Annotated in this window: 15 protein-coding genes; 6 read left to right on the top strand and 9 right to left on the bottom strand. The window is 37.7% G+C overall.

The annotated features are described in order from the left end of the window. Positions 1 to 120: 120 nt before the first annotated feature. Positions 121 to 867, top strand: coding sequence for a DeoR/GlpR family DNA-binding transcription regulator (locus tag O0931_RS12960; RefSeq protein ID WP_269416002.1), 747 nt, complete (start codon positions 121 to 123; stop codon positions 865 to 867). Positions 868 to 904: 37 nt separating this feature from the next. Here O0931_RS12960 and O0931_RS12955 read toward each other — a convergent pair whose 3' ends face one another. The 3 genes from O0931_RS12955 to O0931_RS12945 all read right to left on the bottom strand — a co-directional run bounded on the left by O0931_RS12955 (position 905) and on the right by O0931_RS12945 (position 6,685). Further along, entirely contained in the window at positions 905 to 2,203 is a 1,299-nt protein-coding gene (locus O0931_RS12955; protein ID WP_269416001.1) for a RagB/SusD family nutrient uptake outer membrane protein, read from the bottom strand. A 96-nt stretch (positions 2,204 to 2,299) separates the two neighbouring features. Further along, positions 2,300 to 5,419, bottom strand: coding sequence for a SusC/RagA family TonB-linked outer membrane protein (locus tag O0931_RS12950; protein WP_269416000.1), 3,120 nt, complete (start codon positions 5,417 to 5,419; stop codon positions 2,300 to 2,302). A 69-nt stretch (positions 5,420 to 5,488) separates the two neighbouring features. Beyond that, positions 5,489 to 6,685 carry an anhydro-N-acetylmuramic acid kinase gene (locus O0931_RS12945; RefSeq protein ID WP_269415999.1) on the bottom strand — a complete coding sequence of 399 codons (1,197 nt, stop codon included), beginning with the start codon at positions 6,683 to 6,685 and terminating at the stop codon, positions 5,489 to 5,491. A gap of 153 nt (positions 6,686 to 6,838) precedes the next feature. On the opposite strand from O0931_RS12945, the gene nagB reads away from it, so the two are divergent. Further along, entirely contained in the window at positions 6,839 to 8,764 is a 1,926-nt protein-coding gene (gene nagB / locus O0931_RS12940) for a glucosamine-6-phosphate deaminase (RefSeq protein WP_269415998.1), read from the top strand. Positions 8,765 to 9,294: 530 nt separating this feature from the next. After that, positions 9,295 to 10,437 carry an acyltransferase family protein gene (locus O0931_RS12935; protein ID WP_269415997.1) on the top strand — a complete coding sequence of 381 codons (1,143 nt, stop codon included), beginning with the start codon at positions 9,295 to 9,297 and terminating at the stop codon, positions 10,435 to 10,437. Between the two features lies 1 nt (position 10,438). On the opposite strand, the gene O0931_RS12930 is transcribed toward O0931_RS12935, so the two are convergent. Then, positions 10,439 to 11,983, bottom strand: a complete 1,545-nt coding sequence (locus tag O0931_RS12930) for a glycoside hydrolase family 10-like protein (protein WP_269415996.1) — start codon at positions 11,981 to 11,983, stop codon at positions 10,439 to 10,441. A 207-nt stretch (positions 11,984 to 12,190) separates the two neighbouring features. On the opposite strand from O0931_RS12930, the gene O0931_RS12925 reads away from it, so the two are divergent. Beyond that, a complete protein-coding gene (locus O0931_RS12925) occupies positions 12,191 to 13,093 on the top strand; it encodes a hypothetical protein (RefSeq protein WP_269415995.1) in 903 nt (300 codons plus the stop codon). A gap of 2 nt (positions 13,094 to 13,095) precedes the next feature. On the opposite strand, the gene O0931_RS12920 is transcribed toward O0931_RS12925, so the two are convergent. The 4 genes from O0931_RS12920 to O0931_RS12905 form a co-directional block, all read right to left on the bottom strand. Continuing rightward, positions 13,096 to 16,824, bottom strand: coding sequence for a sensor histidine kinase (locus tag O0931_RS12920; protein WP_269415994.1), 3,729 nt, complete (start codon positions 16,822 to 16,824; stop codon positions 13,096 to 13,098). 90 nt (positions 16,825 to 16,914) lie between these two features. Beyond that, a complete protein-coding gene (gene fabD, locus O0931_RS12915; protein ID WP_269415993.1) occupies positions 16,915 to 17,796 on the bottom strand; it encodes an ACP S-malonyltransferase in 882 nt (293 codons plus the stop codon). Positions 17,797 to 17,878: 82 nt separating this feature from the next. After that, positions 17,879 to 18,511 (bottom strand): GTP cyclohydrolase I FolE, encoded by a 633-nt coding sequence (gene folE / locus O0931_RS12910; RefSeq protein ID WP_269415992.1) that lies wholly within the window; start codon positions 18,509 to 18,511, stop codon positions 17,879 to 17,881. A 6-nt stretch (positions 18,512 to 18,517) separates the two neighbouring features. Next, positions 18,518 to 18,928: a 6-pyruvoyl trahydropterin synthase family protein gene (locus O0931_RS12905; protein ID WP_269415991.1), complete on the bottom strand. Its 411-nt coding sequence runs from the start codon at positions 18,926 to 18,928 to the stop codon at positions 18,518 to 18,520. 127 nt (positions 18,929 to 19,055) lie between these two features. Between O0931_RS12905 and mqnB the strand changes: the two genes are divergently transcribed. Continuing rightward, positions 19,056 to 19,679, top strand: coding sequence for a futalosine hydrolase (gene mqnB / locus O0931_RS12900; protein WP_269415990.1), 624 nt, complete (start codon positions 19,056 to 19,058; stop codon positions 19,677 to 19,679). A gap of 40 nt (positions 19,680 to 19,719) precedes the next feature. Then, a complete protein-coding gene (locus O0931_RS12895) occupies positions 19,720 to 20,547 on the top strand; it encodes a menaquinone biosynthesis family protein (protein WP_269415989.1) in 828 nt (275 codons plus the stop codon). Here the strand turns inward: O0931_RS12895 and O0931_RS12890 are convergent, their stop codons facing one another. Next, on the bottom strand, positions 20,548 to 21,243 hold the full coding sequence (locus O0931_RS12890; RefSeq protein ID WP_269415988.1) for a response regulator transcription factor: 696 nt from the start codon (positions 21,241 to 21,243) through the stop codon (positions 20,548 to 20,550). Positions 21,244 to 21,264: the final 21 nt, after the last annotated feature.

Raw genomic sequence — 21,264 nt, 5'->3', positions numbered from 1 at the left:
TCAATAAAAAAATAAACAAGAGGGATTTTTATATAGCATTTACGATACATTATCGCACAAAACCGCACAAACACGCAAAACTTTGAAAATTATTTTTACATTAGCACAAACCAAACAAATATGCTGAAACAAGAAAGACATGATTTTATTATGCGCCAGATTAACCTGCACAACCGGGTACTTACGTCCGATTTAGTTCAACTTTTAAATGTTTCGGAAGATACCATCAGAAGGGATTTACAGGAACTTGTTGAACAAGGACGCCTTTTTAAAGTTCATGGCGGGGCTTTATCTAAATCTTATCATTCTTCTTTTGATGACAGTACCGTTTATGCACGTGATAGTAAGATCATTATCGCAAAAAAAGCAACCGGATTAATTAAAGACGGAATGGTTGTTTTAACCGGCGGCGGAACAACCATTCTGGAATTAGTAAAGCAATTACCTGAAAGCCTTGAAGCAACTTTTTTTACCATAAGCCCGCTGGTTGCTGTAGAACTGGCCAAGTATAATAATGTGGAGGTGATTCTGATTGGTGGTTTATTTTCTAAAAATTCTCAAATCACTTATGGGGGGCATGTAATTAATCAGTTATCAGAGATTAATGTCGATCTGTGTTTAATGGGAACCAGTGCAATTCACCCAAAGGAAGGCCTTACCGATACAGACTGGGAAATTAACCAGTTAAAGAAAGCCATGCTTGCCGCATCAAAAAAATCGGCAGTTTTATGTATATCTGAAAAACTGGATATTTCATTGCGATTGAAAGTTTGTGCATTAGAAAGCATCAGCTACCTGGTTACGGAGCTTGATAAGGAAGACACCGCCTTATCGGGTTACGCAATAAAAGATTTGAATATTCTATAAAAAAGATTCCGGCATAAAGCCGGAACCTTTTTTTGTTTTAGAATGCCGGATCAGCAGGTGTATTAGGGTTGTTATCCCGTTCCTGAAATGGATAAGGGAAAAAGTTCCTTTTTCTGTCGGCCGTTGGCTGATTAAACCTTCTCATATCCTCCAGTTTTAAACCCGACATATACAATTCGATACAACGATTTTTATAAATTAAATCCAGCAATTGCTGCTGGGTGTAAGGACCGGTTAAAGCCGGTAGCGCCGCGCCAACTCCAAAAGGATCTGAAGCTGCTGTTTTAGTTACAATTTTATTCAACTCTGTTAATGCATTCGTCAAATCTGGCGTTCTCGCATAAACCTCCGCTTTAATCAAAGTGATTTCGCCAGGCAAATAAATCGGGAAAGCTGTAGAAGCCGCCGCTCCAAAACCATTTATACGAACGGTTGGTGCAATTGTAGCTGTTGTGGTGTAAAAAGGAATACGTTTATCACTTGCATCGGGAATATTTGCTCCTGTTAAACCCAAATTAGCATTTGTTGGCTGAAATACATTATTTGTTGAGGTGGCTATCTCAAAAATCGGATTCAAGGTAATTGCATCAAAATTAAAAGATGATTTTTTTGTTAAATCAACAAGGTTTGCAGCAGACAATGCCAGAGGATAATTTCCTGCAAACAATGCATACCTGGCTTTTAAAGCATATAAGGTATTTGTGATATCAATACCAACCGGAATTTGTGCTAGAAATGTCGCACTTACCGGGTTAGCCCCAATTACTGCAATTGCATTGTCGATAACAGAAATTGCTTTAGTAAATCCTTCAACACGGGTAATAAAGCTAACATTAGTTCCGATTGAGGCTGGAACTTTCTCCCAATATTGAGACATATTACCAATAGCCAAAGCTTTAAAAATACTCGAATAGGCGATTAAACCTGCTGCATAATTTTTATCGGCAAGGGTTCCGGCATTGATAATTACATTATCTGCATCATAAATGATTTTATTTGCATTTGCCCATAAATTTAAAAGGATAGAGTTTGTGCCATCCACAGCATTTCCACCGGTGCTTAATTGCAACTCAGGAATGTTACCAGAGTTTAACAGAAATACTTCGTTGGTAACAAAACCATTTGCAGCAATTGAATTGTACAACAAGCCGGTCCTGCTTACGGTGTAAACTTTTTGTAAACCAACTGAAACACCGGTTAAACCTTTTGACGACGCCAGTACATCGGCGGCGATTGCCCCGTTGGGGTCTTTATATTCTTTTTTGCATGAAAACAACATTGATGACGCTGTTAGCATGATTAAAAAAGATGAATATTTTATTTTAATAGTTTTCATCTGTTTGAATTTTGTTTTTAGTGGTGATGAGGCAATTATGATTAATTTTCTATAAATAAAAATCATAATGATTTCATAACAATTAATTTTTAGGAATTAAAATTTAGCCTGTAAACCCAAAGAAAATGTACGTGGAATTGGCACCGAACCGAAATCAATATTTCTTAAAATAGTTGATTGCCCGCCTGAATTTAATTCCGGATCATAGCCTTTGTAATTATCCCAGCTAACTAAATTTCTCCCACTTATATTAACCGTTAGATCTTTTACAAAAGAAACTTTACCCAGGTTATAACTTAAGGAAATCTCCCTTAATTTAACAAAGGAACCATCATCTATACGCCATTCTTCAGTGGCGTAAACGCCTGCAATGTATCCCCGAGGTAACAAACCTAAATCTTCCTGTTCTGCAACTTTACCATTTCCAACGCCTTGTCTGGTACGCCAGTCTGCATTCCAAACTTCACCACCCTGAACGGCATCAAGCTGAATATGTAAGCTTAGTTTTTTATAGGTAAAATCATTAACAAAAGATGCGGTATAATCCGGATTAGGATCGCCTAAAACTTTACGTAATGTGGTTCCAGTAGGTAAACCATTTGCATCTCTTTGAACTGTGTAAGATGTCGCTGAGGTTTGAACACCCCTTTCTAATTGAGGAATACCGGCTGCATTAGTCAATAAACTTCCATCCGCTTTGCGGGCAAAGAAAGTGCCGTAAAACACACCAATTGGCTGACCATCAATAATTGCAACAGGTGCACCGGGGTTAGTTGATAATAACCTCAAACCACCTGTACCAACGGCTTTATTCCGGTTTCTGTTGAATATTACCGTCGAGTTCCAGCTGAAATCTTTCGTTTTCAAAGGAACGCCGCTAACCATTAATTCAAAACCTCTGTTCCGGATTGAGCCCGCATTATCCAACAGGCTGGAAAAACCTGTTGTTGGAGCCACAACTACCGGAATTAATAAATCTTTAACATTTTTATTGTACCAGCTAAATGTTAAACTTAAACGGTTGTTAAAGAAGGCCATATCGGTACCTATTTCCAGTTCTTTTTGCCGCTCTGGCTTAACACTTGTATTTGCCAGCTGACCGCTTGAAACTAAAGAAATTTTACCGATATAAGAACTCGAAGTGTATTCATTAAAACGATCGTACGGACCAATACCGGTTAAGTTACCCGATTCACCATAAGCCGCCCTGACTTTAAAAGCATTCCACCAGTTACTTACACCAAAATCCTTCCAGTAATCTGCAGATGAGGGTACATAACTGATGTTACCTTTTAAATAGTATTGCGTGCGGTTATCCTCACCAAATACGGTCGATTGATCGACACGAACAGCTCCGGTTACAAAGAGATGGTCTTTGTATTTAAAATTTTGTTGTAAATATGCTCCGGAAATTGAAAACTCTGACCTTCTATCGCTGTTTGGCAAGATAGAACTTGCTCCGTTTACGGTTTCAACAAAAGGCGCCAAACCTCTTCCATTAAGTAAGCTATATAGATCTTTTTGATATTGATAGGAGCCGCCCAACTGTGTTGTAGAACTTAAAAGCGAAGTCAGCTTAGCATCGTAAGTGAAATTTAACTCATTATTAAATAAAGTTGTGGTTGCATTAGCTGCACTTGCATAGCCATTTAGTGATGGATCTAAAGTTGGCCCGCCGCCATAAAAGCCGGTACTTACATTGTATGCAAAAGGAGGAATGTAAGTTGTACCATTTTGTATGCTGTTATCAACACCCATGGTATAATCTACCGTTAAATTCTTTACAGGATTTAATTTTAAACCGGTATTAGCGATGATTCTGTTTGAGAACTGGCGTTGTTTGATATCTTCAATTACCGAAACCGGGTTAACACGCCCCCGCTCACCCACAGCGAGCAAATTACCTAAAGCATCTCGTTTAAAAATATCATGAAAGTTACCGATAATGGTTACCGAATTCATGGGAGAAAAAAATGAGTTACCATCAGGTTTTTCATTGGCATCACTGTGAACATAATTAAAGCCGGCAGTCATTCTTGCCCAGTTATTAATTTTTTGATCAAGGTTTGCTTTAAAATTGTACCGTGTGAAATCAGTATTTTTAATTATACCCTGATTTTTAAAATAACCTGCTGATGTATAAAACTTAGTATTATCATTACCGCCAGATACCGAAACAGAATTATCTGTTCCAACACCTGTTTGAAAGATATAATCCTGATAATTATACCTGGTTACGGGGGTTGTATTTGTTAAAGTTGGCGTTAATATATCCTGAGTTTGTGTATCAACCGAACCTCCGAATTTAATCGGAGCCTGGTTTACTTCTACCTGTTTGCGTAACTCGCTAATGGTTAAACTGGTATTAAAACTTACTTGTGTCGCACCAGATTTACCTCTTTTTGTAAAAATCTGAATTACACCTGCATTTGCTCTCGAGCCATATATTGCTGCGGCCGCAGCGCCATTTAAAACTTCAATATGATCAATATCTGATGGACTGATATCAACCATTCTGTTTTGACCGATCGACCCGACAAAGTTACTGCCGTCGTAATTACCGGAAGTATTGGTTACCCGGGTAGTTGAATTGTTTGCAATTACACCATCTATGATATATAATGGTTCTGATGATGAATAAACAGAGCTTATACCCCTCAATCTTACCGACATGCCACCTGCAGGGTCTCCATTGTTCTGACTGATTTGCGCACCTGGCGTTTTACCTTGCAGTGCTGTTAAAACATTTCCGCTAGGCGCCTTATTTAAGTCATCGCCCTTAACCGTACTCACATAACTACCCAATTGTTTCCGGGTTGTTCCCTGCGAAGTACCCGTTACAATAACTTCATCAAGGCCAACTGCATCGGTAGCCAGTGTTGCGTTAAGCTGCGCCTGTTCGCTGCTTCCTAAATCTAATGTTTGGGTTAATGTTTTATAACCTACATAAGATATCTGCACCTGGTATTTACCGGGCGCTAAATCTACAGCGAAAGTATAACTTCCGTTTGCTGCAGTACTTGTTGCTAAAGTCGTATTTAGAATTTTAACAACTGCTCCCGGAATGGGGTCTTTCGTTGTCGTTTCAGTTACCTTTCCGGTAATGGTATAGCGCCTGTTTTGGGCACTTGCCTTTTCTGTAAGCAAAAGCAACAGAAATGGGATCATCAAAACGGCAAAGAATCTTGATGACCATTTGAGGTAAAATTGTTCCATAAAATAAGGATTTAGTAAGGTTTGTTGGATATCAGCAAATTTAATAAAATACCTTACAAACAAAACATTTTATTCAGGAAGACTAATCTTTCCCATACAAATTGAAGGCACCCCCTGCCTTTCACCAAAGTTTATTGGGCAACCACAAAGCGTTTCATTTGCCAGAACGGCAAATAAAACAGCTTCTTTAGCATCAGGATTTATATTCAAATCGTTCGTTGTCAGAAAAAATGATTCAGGCAATTTAGTTTTCAGAAGATCAACAAGTAATGGATTATGCATGCCTCCACCACTCATAAATACATGAACTGATGCATTACTTCCAAAGCATTTTTCAATTGCAGCCACTATTGTATCTGCTGAAAAGTGGCAGAGCGTTGCCATAACATCTTCCTTTTTTATATCTTCTGTTGATGAAGATTTTTGTGCTTTCTCCAGATAATCGAGATTGAATAATTCAGGTCCGGTTGTTTTTGGGAAGTTACTTTCAAAAAAATCACAATCCAGCAAAGCTAAAAGCAAGGCATTATTTAAACTTCCTGACAAGGCTATTTCCGCATTTTTATCATAAAATTTGTTAAAATACCTTTGAACATACTGATCCATTAAAGTATTCCCCGGACCAACATCTGTAGAAAAAATTTCATTTGCATTCAGTGTTCCGGGTAAATAGGTAAAGTTGGCAATACCGCCTATATTAAGCATTACCCTATCTTCATCTTTTTTCGAAAAAATCAAATAGTCACCATAAACCGCTAATGGTGCTCCTTCCCCACCCGAAGCCAGGTGTTTTTGCCTGAAGTCAGATAGCGTAATAATACCTGTTTTAACGGCAATATGATCCCCGTCGCCTATTTGCAGTGTGCCATTTGGGTAATCTTTCAACTTATGCAAGGATTCTGGCGCATGAAATATGGTTTGTCCGTGGCTGGCAATAAAATCTATATCTTCAGCCTTATATCCCCACTCTGTTAAAGCCTGGTTAATTAATTCAGCGTGAACATTTGCAATGTGCTCATTCATCAGGCAAACCAATTGCAAATCAACTTCTCTTTTAGAAAAAACGGCCTTAATCTTTGTCCTGAAATCATCAGAAAAATCACCTGTTTTAAATTCAAGGATTTCAATAGCCGTTTCTGCACCACTCCCCTTTACTTTGCAAAGCGCAATATCCAGTCCATCCATAGAGGTTCCGCTCATCAAACCGATGATCAATCGTTCGTTCTTATTCGCTTTTGAATACAGTTTTTCTATTTGTTGATTCATAGTGCCTTATAGATAGCAAAAGATCAAACGTTTGTTTGAGCTTTTTTGCTGATTTAACAGAAATAGTTGCAATAAAAGTAAATAACCTTTATTAAAAACCGAGCATATCTTTCTATATTTACTGCTCCGTACATTAAAATCCATACAAAAAAAATGGCAAGATTAAATTTACTGGAGGAGACACGTTTCGAGAAACTACCCGTTAGCGTGTTCGAAAATCCTAAGGTTGCTTCTGTAAACGTTGCGCAACGTATTGCAGACCTCATCAAAACAAAACAAGCAAACAACACACCTGCAGTACTGGGCTTAGCGACAGGTGTTACACCGATTGCAGTTTATGCCGAATTGGTTCGGATGCACAAGGAAGAAGGCTTAAGTTTTAAGAACGTTATTACCTTTAATTTGGATGAATATTATCCAATGCAGCCGAATGCGGCACAAAGTTACGTTACCTTTATGAACGAAAATCTGTTCGATCATATCGATATCGACAAAAACAACGTACACATTCCGGACGGTACATTGGCGTTGGAAGACATTCCCGCGTTTTGTTTAAATTATGAAAAGAAAATTGGTGATTTAGGTGGACTTGACATCCAGATTTTAGGTATCGGGCGTACCGGACACATTGGTTTTAACGAGCCAGGTTCTGCACCGAATTCCGGAACCCGCCTGGTCACTTTAGATGATTTAACCCGTCGTGATGCTGCCCGTGATTTCGGAGGAAAAAGTTTTGTACCAACTAAAGCCATCACAATGGGTATTGGTACAATTTTTAAAGCCCGCGAAATTATTTTAATGGCATGGAGCCGTAAAAAAGCTTCTATTATTAAAAAGGCTGTAGAAGGCGAAATTTCAGGTGAAGTTCCGGCAACCTTTCTTCAGTTATCAGATAATGTTGAATTTATTCTGGATGCTCCGGCAGCTTCAAATTTAACGAGGTTTGATACGCCTTGGCTGGTTAAAGATTGTATCTGGACAGACGCACTGATACGCAAAGCGGTAATCTGGTTGGCAAACACACTGAAAAAACCAATTTTAAAGTTAACCGAAGACGACTATAACAATAATGGTATGGCTCAACTGGCAACTGAAAAAGGGCCGGTTTACAACATTAATATCCATATTTTTAATAAATTACAACATACCATTACGGGTTGGCCGGGTGGAAAGCCAAATGCGGATGATTCTCAACGTCCGGAAAGAGCTGAACCGGCAAAGAAACGGGTAATTATTTTCTCCCCACACCCGGATGATGATGTGATTTCAATGGGTGGAACTTTTATCCGTTTGGTTGATCAGAAACATGACGTGCATGTAGCTTACCAAACTTCTGGTAATACAGCCGTTTGGGATGATGATGCCTTGCGTTTCGTAGAGTTTAATGTAGATTTCACCGAAAAGATGGGGATGGATAACTCGCAGTTAAAAGACCTTTATCAAAAGATGCGCGTTTTTATCGAGCAGAAAAAACCAAATCAGGTTGATACACCAGAAATCCAGACGGTAAAAGGCTTGATTAGAAAAGGAGAAGCAATTGCAGGGGCACGTTATTGTGGATTAGAAGATGATCACATTCACTTCCAGGCGCTTCCGTTTTATGAAAGTGGAAAAAACCAAAAAAACCCGGTTACCAATGCAGATATCGAATTAACCATAGAACTTTTACAAAAGGTTAAGCCACAACAGGTATTTGCTGCAGGTGATTTTGAAGATCCGCATGGAACGCATTTGGTGTGTTTCAATATTATCCTTGCTGCTTTAACAGAATTGCGTAAAACTGAAGACTGGGCTAAAGATTGCTGGTTATGGATGTATCGTGGTGCATGGCATGAGTTTGAAACCCATGAAATTGAAATGGCAGTTCCAATCAGTCCACAGGAACTGGAACGTAAAAAATATGCGATTTTCAAGCACCAGAGTCAAAAAGACAGAGCTGTTTTCCCTGGCGATGATGCAAGGGAATTCTGGCAAAGAGCCGAAGATCGCAATCGCGACACGGCAAAAGCTTATGATGCTTTAGGCCTGGCAGAGTACGAAGCAATGGAAGCTTTCGTTCGCTGGAAATTTGCCGATTAATCTGCTTAACTTACGAAGTCTACTCAGGCATTTGATCATGTAGACTTCGTAAGTTTTTAGTTTTTTCTTTAAAAAGGCGATATTAAACCTTCCTATTTTATTACTAGTACTTTCTCAATCAATTCAAAGAATATGTATTGCCTTCCATTAAGGTGTATGCATATTGCTTAATGCCCAATCATTTCCTGCTACAAGTTCACGATAAACCAAATTTTAAAAAGTAATTAAAACCTTTTTCATTTCTTATTCAAAATCAATTAACAAATCTTAAAATAGGGTTGCAGTTTTTCCGGGGAAGGTAAAAGGCTAAGCTAATTAAAGCAGAACATTGCTTTACTAATAATTATACCCATCAAAACCCTGTAAAAGCAGGCTTAATGTTGCAGGTCATAAATAAAATTACTTACAAATTCTAAAAGGCTAATGCAGCGTAGAATTCGTGGTTTCTGCGAACGTAAGTTTTCAGGTAAAATTTCACTTTATAAAAACAATACTCTAAATTAGTTTCTCCAATCTAACCCTTTCTGAAAATGACTCAGCCAAAACAGCGTTTGCTCTCTCTCGATTTTTTAAGAGGATTAACGGTAGCCGCCATGATTTTAGTAAACAATCCGGGCAGCTGGGGCCATATTTATGCGCCTTTGGAACATGCAGAATGGAATGGCTGTACGCCTACAGATTTGGTTTTTCCCTTCTTTTTATGGATTGTAGGCGTATCAATTGCTTTTGCAATGAGCAGCAGCAAGACAAATCCGTCAACACACAAAAAGACAATTATAAAAGCCATTAAACGGGGATTGATTCTGTATTTTCTTGGTTTTTTCCTGGCTATATTCGGAAAGTTGCTTAATGATCCTGCTCACGCACTACAAACCGTAAGGTTATTGGGCGTGCTTCAACGCATTGGAATTGTATTCATTATCAGCAGCATTATTTTCTTAAAAGCCTCACAGAAAACAATTTTCAAAACATTAATTGTAATTCTTGCTGTTTACTGGGCATTGATGACATTTGTTCCTGTCCCGGGCGTTGGTTATCCTAATATGGAAAAAGAAACTAATCTTGCCGCCTGGATAGACAGAGGTGTTTTAACAGAAGCACACACCTGGGCTTCATCAAAAACCTGGGATCCGGAAGGTGTTTTAAGTACTTTGCCTGCTATCGGCACCTGTTTATTCGGTATATTGGTAGGTATCTGGATGCGCAGAAAAGATGTAGATAACCCAACAAAAGTTGCATGGTTATTTAGTACCGGCATTGCTGCAATTGTTTTGGGTTTACTTTGGGATTTACAATTTCCGATTAATAAATCACTCTGGACGAGCTCTTATGTTTTATACGCAGGTGGTTTGGCATCAGTCGCTTTAGCATTATGTTACTGGATTATTGATGTTCAGGGTTATAAAAAATTTACTACGCCTTTTGTCGTGTATGGCGTAAATGCAATAACCGTTTTTTTTCTTGCAGGTTTAATGCCCAGGGTGCTTAACTTAATCCAGGTAACTAAACCCGATGGCACAAAAACAGGCATCCTGGTCCGTTTGTATGAAACCTGCTATATGCCATTTTTTTCACCGGTTAATGCATCATTGGTTTGGGCCATAACCTATGTGCTTGGCTTCTATGTTCTGCTTTATATTATGTACAAAAAGAACATCATTATCAAAGTGTAATTTATTCTTTAGCCAAAGGAACTTCCACACCAACAGGCCCGCTTGGATCGCTTTCATTTTTCAGCCTGTCTAACGCCGTTACCATATAACTGTAGCGCTTTCCGCTTTCTACCGTTGTATCAATAAAAGAGAGGTAGTTTTCAAAACTGATTCTCAGAATATTTTTAGGATCAAGTACAGATATTTTTTCACCTTCTGCAAACCTGTAAATTACAAAGCCTGATGCGGTTTCGCCATCCTTTGCCTTTAAAGGCATTTGCCAGCTCAAATGTACGCCGTCTTTAAGTGCGTCGGCTGCCAATGCTTTGGGTTCGTTTGGAGGTGTTTCATCCAGCCAAGGCATTTGTGGCGGTAAAGCCGGGTATTTATACAAATCCGTTTTTAAGGAATCGCCAAGCGAACGGCCAACGGTACTTAATGATTTGGAAGAAAAATAAACGCTTCCCTGAATACGGTTATTCTCCCTGAGCGCACGTATCTGATTTGGGATTTCAGAAAAATTTCTCCAGGCAGCTTCTGCCCTGGAATTAATTAAGTAAGCTGCATGACCGATATAAACATGTCTGCCGTAAGCATTATTACTCCACCAATCAAGTAATACACCATATGGCGCCACCTTTTTACTAAAACTGAAATATATCTGCGGGTTAATGTAATCTACCCAACCCTCTTTTACCCATTTACGGCTGTCAGCATAAAGTTCTGCAAAATTGGAAAGCCCTTTACTTTCAGAACCTTCAGGATCTTCATATTTATTTCGCCAGATACCGAATGGACTAATACCGAACTTCACATATTTTTTATAGTGATGTACGCTATCATCAACCATTTTAATTAATAAGTCGACATTATTTCTTCGCCAGTCTTTTATATCGGAAAAATTATTAGGGTATTTATAAAAAGTATTGCCATCATCTATTCTTTGACCGGCAAGTGGGTAAGGGTAAAAATAATCATCGAAATGAATACCATCAACATCGTAGTTTTTTACTACATCTAAAATCACCTGAGTGATGTATTCTCTGACTTCAGGAATACCCGGGTCGAACTGTTTCTTCCCTCCATAATTAAAAAACCATTCAGGATGCATTTTTGTAGCATGATTGGCGCTTAGAGCCGTTATCATATTCATACTGGCACGGTATGGGTTAAACCAGGCATGCAATTCCATCCCCCTGGAATGCGCTTCCCGGATAGCAAACTCCAAAGGATCATAACCGGGTGCCGGCGCCAATCCCTGTTTGCCCGTAAGCCATTGGCTCCATGGTTCACGCCCTTTTGCATAAAAAGCATCAGCTGCAGGACGTACCTGTAATAATATTGCATTAATGCCTTGTGATTTGTGCCTTTCTAAAATTCCGATAAGTTCCTGTTTTTGCTGATCAGCTGTAAGTCCTGGCCTCGATGGCCAGTCGATATTGGTTACAGTTGCTATCCAAACCCCTCTAAACTCTCTTTTTGGTGCAATTTTTGATGTTGGTTGGGCATTTAATATATAAGGTAGTACAGTTAAAGATAAAATTGCGTATAGGAAGTTTTTAAGCATTATTTCTGTGTATTTTTTTTACTCTTTGTGTGTATTTGTTCAAAATATAATACAATTTGAACCTTAGCAAGTAAACGATTTTTTTTAAAAAACTTATATATTTTATTTAAAAATTTTAATTTACGCTTTCTACTCTACCTTAAAATGTGTTACCATTACCTATGAAAACATCATTATATTAACTGAAACGAAAGAGTATTATTAAAAATGGAACCACAAAACGTTAATAAAGGCGATAGAAATAAAATTTACTTCCTCATAATTGTAATAGCAGCTTTAATTGGTACAAACGGATATTTATTTTTTAAAGATCGGCAGCAGGGAGAACGTCTGGTAACGGTAAGCACTGAAAAAGATAAGCTCAGGTTAGAAGTCGAAAAAATTGAAGTTGAACTGGATAAGGTTAATGCGCTGAACCTGGATCTTAATGAAAAATTGATAGAAGAACAGAAGCTGGCGAGAAAAGAAATTGAATTACTAAAGCGTTCGCTCGAAAACAACAAAATCACACAAGCCGATTTAGAAGATGCCAGAAGAAAGGTAGCCGAACTTCAAACATTTGTAAATAACTACAACAAACAAATTTCAGCACTTCAAAAAGAAAATATTTTTTTAAAATCTGCAAAAGATAGTTTGGAAAATTCTGTCAGAACTGCGAATGACAGGGCAAATAACTTGGCTAATGAAAATTACAACCTGAATGCCAAGGTTAAAACAGCCGCCATTTTAAAGATGCAAAAAGCCGATATTGTTGCTTACCGGACAAAATCAACAGGCAGGAAAATAGAAGTTAGTAAATCTTCTGCCGCCGAAAAACTGAGCATTCGTTTTAGTATAATACCAAATGAACTGGCAGAAAAAGGCCATCATAATATTTTTATAAGAGTTTTCGACCCTGCAGGAAACTTGCTTGCAAATGAAAATAACCGTTTTGAAGCCGAAGGGCAGGAAATGCAATATACACATTCCATTTTTATAGATTATAATAACGATAACAGCACATATACAATCGATTGGACAAACCCTAAACCTTATATTAAAGGTATTTACACGGTAATTTTATACACCGATGGCGCTACAATGGGTAAAGCACAATTAGAATTAAAATAATTTTAAACCAAAGGAAAGTTTAAATAAAATGTTGTTCCTTTACCTATAACCGACGTAAAACTAATATTCCCCCCTGCGTTTTCAATAGCCTGTTTTACAAACGCTAACCCCAAACCCGTACCTGAAGTCTTTGTCGTAAAGTTCGGCACAAATATCTTATCATGCAGGCTTACCGGAATCCCTTTACCATTATCCTTGATTTCGATATAGGCATTTCTGTTATCATTATAAACCAAAATGTTTATTGAACAGGCGCCATCATCATCATTTGCTTCAATGGCATTCTTAAAAAGATTATTAAAGGAACGAAGTAACTGGTCTTTATCTGCCTGAATGTAAATATTAATATCCGATTTATTTACCACATTGATATCAACATTTTCGGCACTTTTAAATACCTCCCTGGCTTGTTCAATAACCGAAAGCACAGCTGTTTGCTCTAATTTAGTATCGGGCATTCTTGCAAAATTCGAAAATTCGGATGCTATTTTCGAAAGGCTTTCAATTTGCTCTATAAAGGATTTACTGAATTTGTTGAACTTTAACTCAAAGTTAGGATCTTTTTCTCTCCAGGATTTTTCCAGTAATTGCACACCAAGTTTAAGGGGTGTTAAAGGATTTTTAATTTCATGCGCAACCTGTTTTGCCATTTCCCGCCAGGCACTTTCCCGCTCGGAACGTGCAAGTTTTACAGCACTATCCTCTAATGCAGCGATCATACTATTATATTCTTTAATCAGTGAACCGATTTCATCGTGCCTGCGCCAAACAATCGGCTCATTCTTCTGCCCCATTTTCGTACGGCTAAAGCTTTCCTGTAAAAATGTTAAAGGGTTTGTAATCTGGTTGGCTAAAAACACAGCCAATACGCCTATTGCTACAAAGACCAGGGCGTAAAGATTTATCAGGTTGCTTACAAACAAAGCTATCTTGTCTTTGTATTCATCTTCATTGGAATAATTAGGCAGGCCAATGTATGCTATCGTTTTATTCTGTGCGTTTCTTATAGGTGCATAAGCTGCGGCATAAGTCAAATTGCCTATTTTCTCCTCCTGATTAATAAATTCTGATCGTTGAAATCCCCGCAGGTTCTGGTAAGCTTTTGTTCCCATTTTGCGCCCGATTATCTTAAAATTATATAATTTCGGATAGGTGGTCATCATCACATTTCCCAAGGTATCATAAAGGGTTAAGTCGGCACTATTAAGGTCAGCAAAATTATTAAAATCGGCAATTGCATTTTCATCTGTGCTTATGTTACCTTCATTAAAAACTTGTTTTTCAAAATTTTGCTGAACTTTCCTGATCTTATCCTTTATCAAAACATCTTGCTGACCACGATATTCAACATTCATATAGCCATAGGTTGTCCAGCCAACGACAAGCAGTGTCGCTACTACGGTTAAAACAATTGTAACCTGTATACGCGTTTTATACAGGATTTTATTTGCATTAATCATTAATGAACGGTTGATGCTGAACCAACCCACCCTGTCATCATCAAGATTCTTAATAAGCCAAACCAGACCATACAGAATTATACAAAATATTATGAAAACCAGGAAGAAAAACGAAAGTGCAGCAAGCCGCTCCACATAACCAGCCTTCTCTTTGCTGATTACAACCATTTTACTGTTACTGGGTTTAAATATCAAATGGCTGTAATGTAATACGTCATCATTGGCAATTACAAAATCATCCGGCTTTCCTTTATAAATACTTCCATTTAAAGGATAAGTATATGTGCCGGATTGGTTAAGCAATTTGTTATTGCTATACAGCGCAATAGAATAATTTTTAAATTCTTCATCTTTACTATATTTCTGATCCGCCAGCAAATCGGGTAAACGATTGTTGTAATTATAAGGCTTAGAGTGCAATTCTATGATCAATGTACCCAGTAAGCTATTCTTTTTTACAATAGGAATAATCCCGAAATAATCTTGATAGCCAAATGTATTGTTAACCTGATAGAAAAAGTTAGACGCTTCTGTCTTAACTGATCCGGATTCGACCAAACGCTTATATTTCTGTATTGGCTGGGCTTCAGCGCTGTTTATTGCCGCTCCAAACTTGTTGTAATCATAAATATTATAATCATAACGAGTCAAATAACCGTCTAAATACCCTTTTACATGATTTTTAAGTACGGCAAAGTTTGTTATTTTGTTATTTGTAAAATACCTGACTAAAAATTCATCTTCGAGCAATTGCCGCTCCAATTTGCTGAGGGCAATAATTGCATTCGGATCTTCTGAAGATTGTACTTTTCTGGCAAGCAGTTCACGCTCACTTCGTTCTTTAATATCTTTATATTTAATGTATTTTATCGAAGTATTAAATGCCAGACAAAAAAACAGAATAGCGAGCAAGCCAATAGAGAAATGTTTTCCTTTTACATACGATATTCTGCCGACAATGAAAAGGACCAGCGCATAAACAATAAAAAAAGCAGTAAAATCGGTTAGCAGTTTATAAGTAAAAACACCTGCAAATCCGACCAGGAATAATATTATTCTTTCTTTGTTGGTTACATTTAATTGTTTACTTATTTCAACGGATATTACGGTAACCAGATAAATTTGAAACCAGGCCAAACATAAAATCACGATACTTACCCAACTATTCCCGCTGAGTTTAAGGATGTTAATAATATCGAAATTGATTTTTGAATTATTGATTAGTCCGAAAAATAAATCGTCAATAAAAAAGGCAATCAGTGTAATGTTGATGAGTAAAAGGCCGTGAATAAGTAAACCTAAAAGCCTGTTGCGTTTTATCCAATCTGCAAATTGATATTGTTCTTTATGATTGTAAACGAATAAAAGCCACCATGTCGCTGCCAATATATCCATAAGAAAATCGCCCAGCGAAGGCATGAGGTCGTTAGCAGCATAAATTTTCGGATCGAATAGCTCCAGCGGAAAATGATGATTAAACCAACCGAAGTTAATATCAGTTAACCGGCCGATTACAAAAAAAGCCAAAAACAACAAACTGCCGGAAACCAGGTAGCCGCGCCTTGCGATAAGCGAACAAAGCGAATTAAAGAACATGCAGATGCATAAAATACCTGCTACAAAAAGCCAGAGTTGGGTATCGGAATAATAATCATCCGCATAGCCTGGTTTTATCTTCAATTCGAATAAAAATGTTTTGTCTTTACTCCTGATGGAGTAAACATCCTTATCGTTATATTCCGAAAGGGTTATAATCTTCGAATCAGATAACAGCGGGTCCATATCATTCCTGAAATACCTGTTTTCGGGAACACTATATTTCGATTGGATGGGTATCAGAAATATCAATACAAAGTCTTTATCTGTTTTCTTAATGACTTCGTAATAGCCGTTTGATAAGTACAGAACAGATTTACCTTCCTTAATTGTTTGAGGGTTTATATCTGAAATCCTTATTGTACTCCAGTATTTAAGCTGGTTATTTTGAAAGGTTTGAAGATTAATACCATTTGTACGGTAAAGTGTTAAAAAATTTAAAGCATTTCTGGCGTCAAGATGAAATCGCTTTGCCTTTGCAATTTCTTTTTTATTGGAAAGAAAATTATCGACAATTTCTTCCTTAATAAGCAGGTTTTGCTGAACTTTTTTAGCCTCCCGTTCCAGAAGCTTTTCTTTTGTTGTAAACCGACTCAATGAAATAGAAGTTGCAATGAGGCAGCAGCCCAAAACAAGCAATAGAAATCTTATTTTAACACCAAAGCTCAATTTCATCGATTTTGATAAAGATATTAATTATTGTAAAAAACAACGCCATAAACATAGCTGTTTATGGCGTTGAATTAATTATTCAATTTCATTATATTATGCAATAGTAGCACTGTTTGTGCTAACCTCACGACTTACTTTTTTTACCAAGCCCTGCAAAACGTTACCAGGACCAACCTCTGTAAATTCGGTTGCTCCATCTGCAAGCATGTTCTCCACTGTTTGTGTCCAACGTACAGCGCCGGTTAATTGTTTTATTAGATTTTCTTTAATTTGGATCGGATCTGTATATGGCTTGGCGTCGACATTTTGATAAACCGGGCAAATAGGTGCTGAAACGGCTGTAGCTTCTATCGCGGCCTGTAATTCGATTTTAGCAGGTTCCATTAAAGGCGAATGGAATGCGCCGCCTACATTTAATTTCAAAGCTCTTTTGGCGCCGGCTTCTGTTAGTTTTGCGCATGCCAGATCAATTCCTTCGATACTACCCGAAATAACCAATTGCCCGGGGCAATTATAATTTGCAGGTACCACAACGGCATCTATTTCAGCACAGATTTTTTCTACAACAGCATCGGCCAGACCTAAAATTGCTGCCATAGTTGATGGTTCTGCCTCACATGCTTTTTGCATGGCGTTTGCCCGTGCTATTACCAATTTAAGGCCATCTTCAAAACTTAAGGCCTTGGCTGCAACTAAGGCAGAAAACTCGCCTAACGAGTGACCGGCAACCATATCCGGCTTAAATTCATCTCCTAAAACTTTGGCCAAAATAACTGAATGCAAAAAGATTGCAGGCTGTGTTACATTGGTTTGCTTGAGCTCCTCATCCGTTCCGCTGAACATAATGTCGCTGATTCTGAAACCGATGATTTCATTAGCCTTTTCAAATAATTCTGCAGCTTTTGGGTTTTCGTAAAGATCTTTACCCATTCCTACAAATTGTGCGCCCTGACCGGGAAAAATGTATGCTTTCATGCCCCTTAATCCCCTAAAGGGGAAATAATATTTAATTAATTTATTAATACTGACACCCGTGCTCCCCTTTAGGGGTTGGGGGTTAATCTAAACTCGCTGTAATTAACCTTAAAAATTCGGCCCTGGTTTTATCATTGCTTAAAAAGGTTCCTGTAAATGCAGATGTGGTAGTTACTGAATTTTGCTTTTGCACACCACGCATGGCCATACACAAGTGTTTGCATTCCATTACCACCGCGACACCCATGGGGCTTAAAGTATTTTGTATACAATCCCTGATTTCGTTTGTTAAACGCTCCTGAACCTGTAAGCGACGGGCGAAGGCATCTACAATGCGGGGGATTTTACTTAAGCCGACAATATGTCCGTTTGGAATATAGGCAATGTGTGCCTTGCCAAAAAACGGCAACATGTGATGTTCACACATGGAATAAACCTCAATATCTTTAACCACAACCATCTGGCTGTAATCTTCTTCGAACATAGCCGATTTTAATATTTCATCAGGTCTTAAATCATATCCATGTGTAAGATACTGTAATGCCTTGGCCACACGTTCAGGTGTTTTTAATAAGCCTTCGCGTTCCGGGTTTTCACCTAACTGGCTTAAGATATCTCTGTAATGTGTAGCGACAGCTTCAATTTTGGATTCATCATAACGGTCGATTTTTACATAGCCGTCTCTCGATTCTCCTTTTAAAATGTCTTTTTCCATTTAGGCTTAACCAAAATATTCAACAAAATTATTTTCCGTTTCGTAAATTTTAACGCAATGTAAAACAGCGCCGCTCTCTGCAATAGGGGCTAGTAACTGGTCCCAAACGGCTACAGCAAGGTTCTCCGTTGAGGCAAGTTTACCTTTCATAAAATCTACATCAAGGTTTAAATTTTTATGATCGACTTTATCCACAACATAAGTATTCATTACATCTTTTAACCACTTAAGGTCGACAAGAAATCCTGTTTCCTGGTTAATTTCTCCTTTTACAGTAACGTAAAGCCAATAATTGTGGCCATGCCAGTTGGGGTTAGCACATTTACCATAAACTTCATTGTTTTTATCATCATCCCAATCGGTTCGGGCCAGCTTATGTGCGGCATTAAATGATGCTTTTCTTGTTATATAAATCATTATTATAATTAAACCACAAATATAATGATTACTGCCGAAGGCCAATGATAATTATGGAAGATGTAAAATGGATGATGAAGGGAAACTATAATAAGTAAACCTAACGATGTTTGCTTAACTTTAAATTATGAAAACATTAGTTGTAGCCGCAACCAAAGCAGAACTCACCTTTCTATATCAACACTTTAATTTGCAGGAAGGCGATTTTATCGAAGATAAAAATTTTGATGTGCTTATTACAGGCGTTGGAATGGTTGCAACGGCTTTTGCCTTAGGAAAGCATTTATCTTCAAAATATAAGCTGGTTTTAAATCTGGGTATTGCAGGTGCTTTTGACAGAGGCCTTAAATTGGGAAGCTTAGTAAATATTACGGAAGATACCTTTGCCGAACTTGGCGCGGAAGATGGCGAGCATTTTCTAACCATTACAGATTTAGGCTTCGGAGAAAATACATATAAATCCAATAGCAATGTCAACCTTAATTTACCTGAAGTTTCGGGCATAACCGTAAACCGGGTAAGCGGAAATGAAAAAAATATCCGCAACCTAAGCGAGCGGCTAAATCCCAAAACAGAAAGTATGGAAGGTGCTGCAGTATTATTTGCTTGCAAGCAGGAAAAAACAGACTGCTTACAAGTTCGAAGCATTTCCAATTATGTTGAGCCCCGCAATAGGGATAAATGGAAAATTGGATTGGCCATTAAAAATTTAAATGATTGGGCAATTGCTTTTCTGTCAGATATGAATTGATTATGACGAACTAATTTATGGTATGGTTTAATTTTGATGCATGAAACTTACACTTGGTTTTTCACCCTGCCCTAATGATACGTTTATTTTCGATGCACTGATTCATCATAAAATTGATACAGAAGGTTTAGAATTTGAAGTTTTTTTTGATGATGTGGAAACGCTAAATCAAAAAGCTTTAAAAGGTGAACTGGATATTACTAAATTAAGTTTTCATGCTTTTGCTTATGTTGCACACCAATATGCCTTACTTGATGCAGGTAGTGCTTTGGGTTTCGGTGTTGGCCCGTTATTAATCAGCAAAAAAGAATTTGAAGGCGAATTGAAAGCCGATTTAAAAGTTGGTATTCCGGGAAAATATACAACGGCAAACTTTCTTTTAGGTATTGCCTATCCGCAATTGCAAAATAAGGAAATAATGGTTTTTTCGGAAATTGAAACGGCTTTGCTGGAGGAAAAAATAGATTTAGGCTTAATCATTCACGAAAATCGTTTCACTTATCAAGACAAGGGCTTAAATAAAATTGTCGATTTAGGTGATTATTGGGAAAAATTAACAGGTTGCGCCATTCCTTTAGGCGGCATTGTAGTCAACAGAAATTTAGAAAGGGAAATCCAGTTAAAAGTAAACCGCTTAATTCAACAATCTGTTGAATATGCGTTTGCCCATCCAAAATCCAGTACCGAATTTATTAGGCGACATGCGCAGGAAATGGATGAAAAGGTGATGTATAAACACATCGAGTTATATGTGAACAAATACAGTATAAATTTAGGTCAGGAAGGCCGGAAAGCTGTAGACACCTTGTTTAAACTTGCGCAGGAACGCAACTTAATCCCTGCGGTTCAGCAAAACCTATATATCTGACTAGCTTACTAAAAGTTTATAGCCTTTTCCGTGTACATTGATGATTTCTACTGCCGGGTCTTCTCTTAAATATTTACGCAGTTTACTTAAAAACACGTCCATACTTCTTCCGTTAAAGTAGTTATCATCATGCCAGATGGTAAGCAATGCCTCTTCGCGGGTTAAAACAGTATTTTTCTTTAAGCACAACAAACGTAATAGTTCAGCTTCTTTAGTAGATAACTTTTGAATCTGATCTTCGCGGGTTATAATCTGAGTGGTGTAATCGAAGTTATATTTACCGATAGAAAACTGACTTTCGGTTGCTTCATCATTCTGACCGCTTTTGTTTGCAACACGTTTAAACATTGCATTTATACGGAGCAAAAGTTCTTCTATACGGAACGGTTTAGTAATATAATCATCGCCGCCTAAATCGTATGCAGCAGATTTATCTTCAAGCATCGTTTTAGCCGTTGCAAAAATCATTGGTACGTGAGCATTAATTTTTCTGATGTCTTTACCCAAAGTGAAACCATCTTTTTTTGGCATCATCACATCCAGAATACACAGATCAAAATTTTGCTTATTAAAAGCCCGTAAGCCTTCTTCTCCATCGGTACATAAAACCACATCAAACTTTCCTTTTAACTGCAAATAATCCTGCAGCAGCAAGCCTAAATTCGGATCGTCTTCTACCAAAAGTATTTTTTTCATTTTTTTTTGTTTAGTCATGTA

The organism is Pedobacter rhodius, assembly GCF_027213645.1.
GTDB classification, from domain to species: Bacteria; Bacteroidota; Bacteroidia; order Sphingobacteriales; family Sphingobacteriaceae; genus Pedobacter; species Pedobacter rhodius.
The sequence above is the reverse complement of the archived record's forward strand: the minus strand, read 5'-3'. Positions and strand labels throughout refer to the sequence as shown.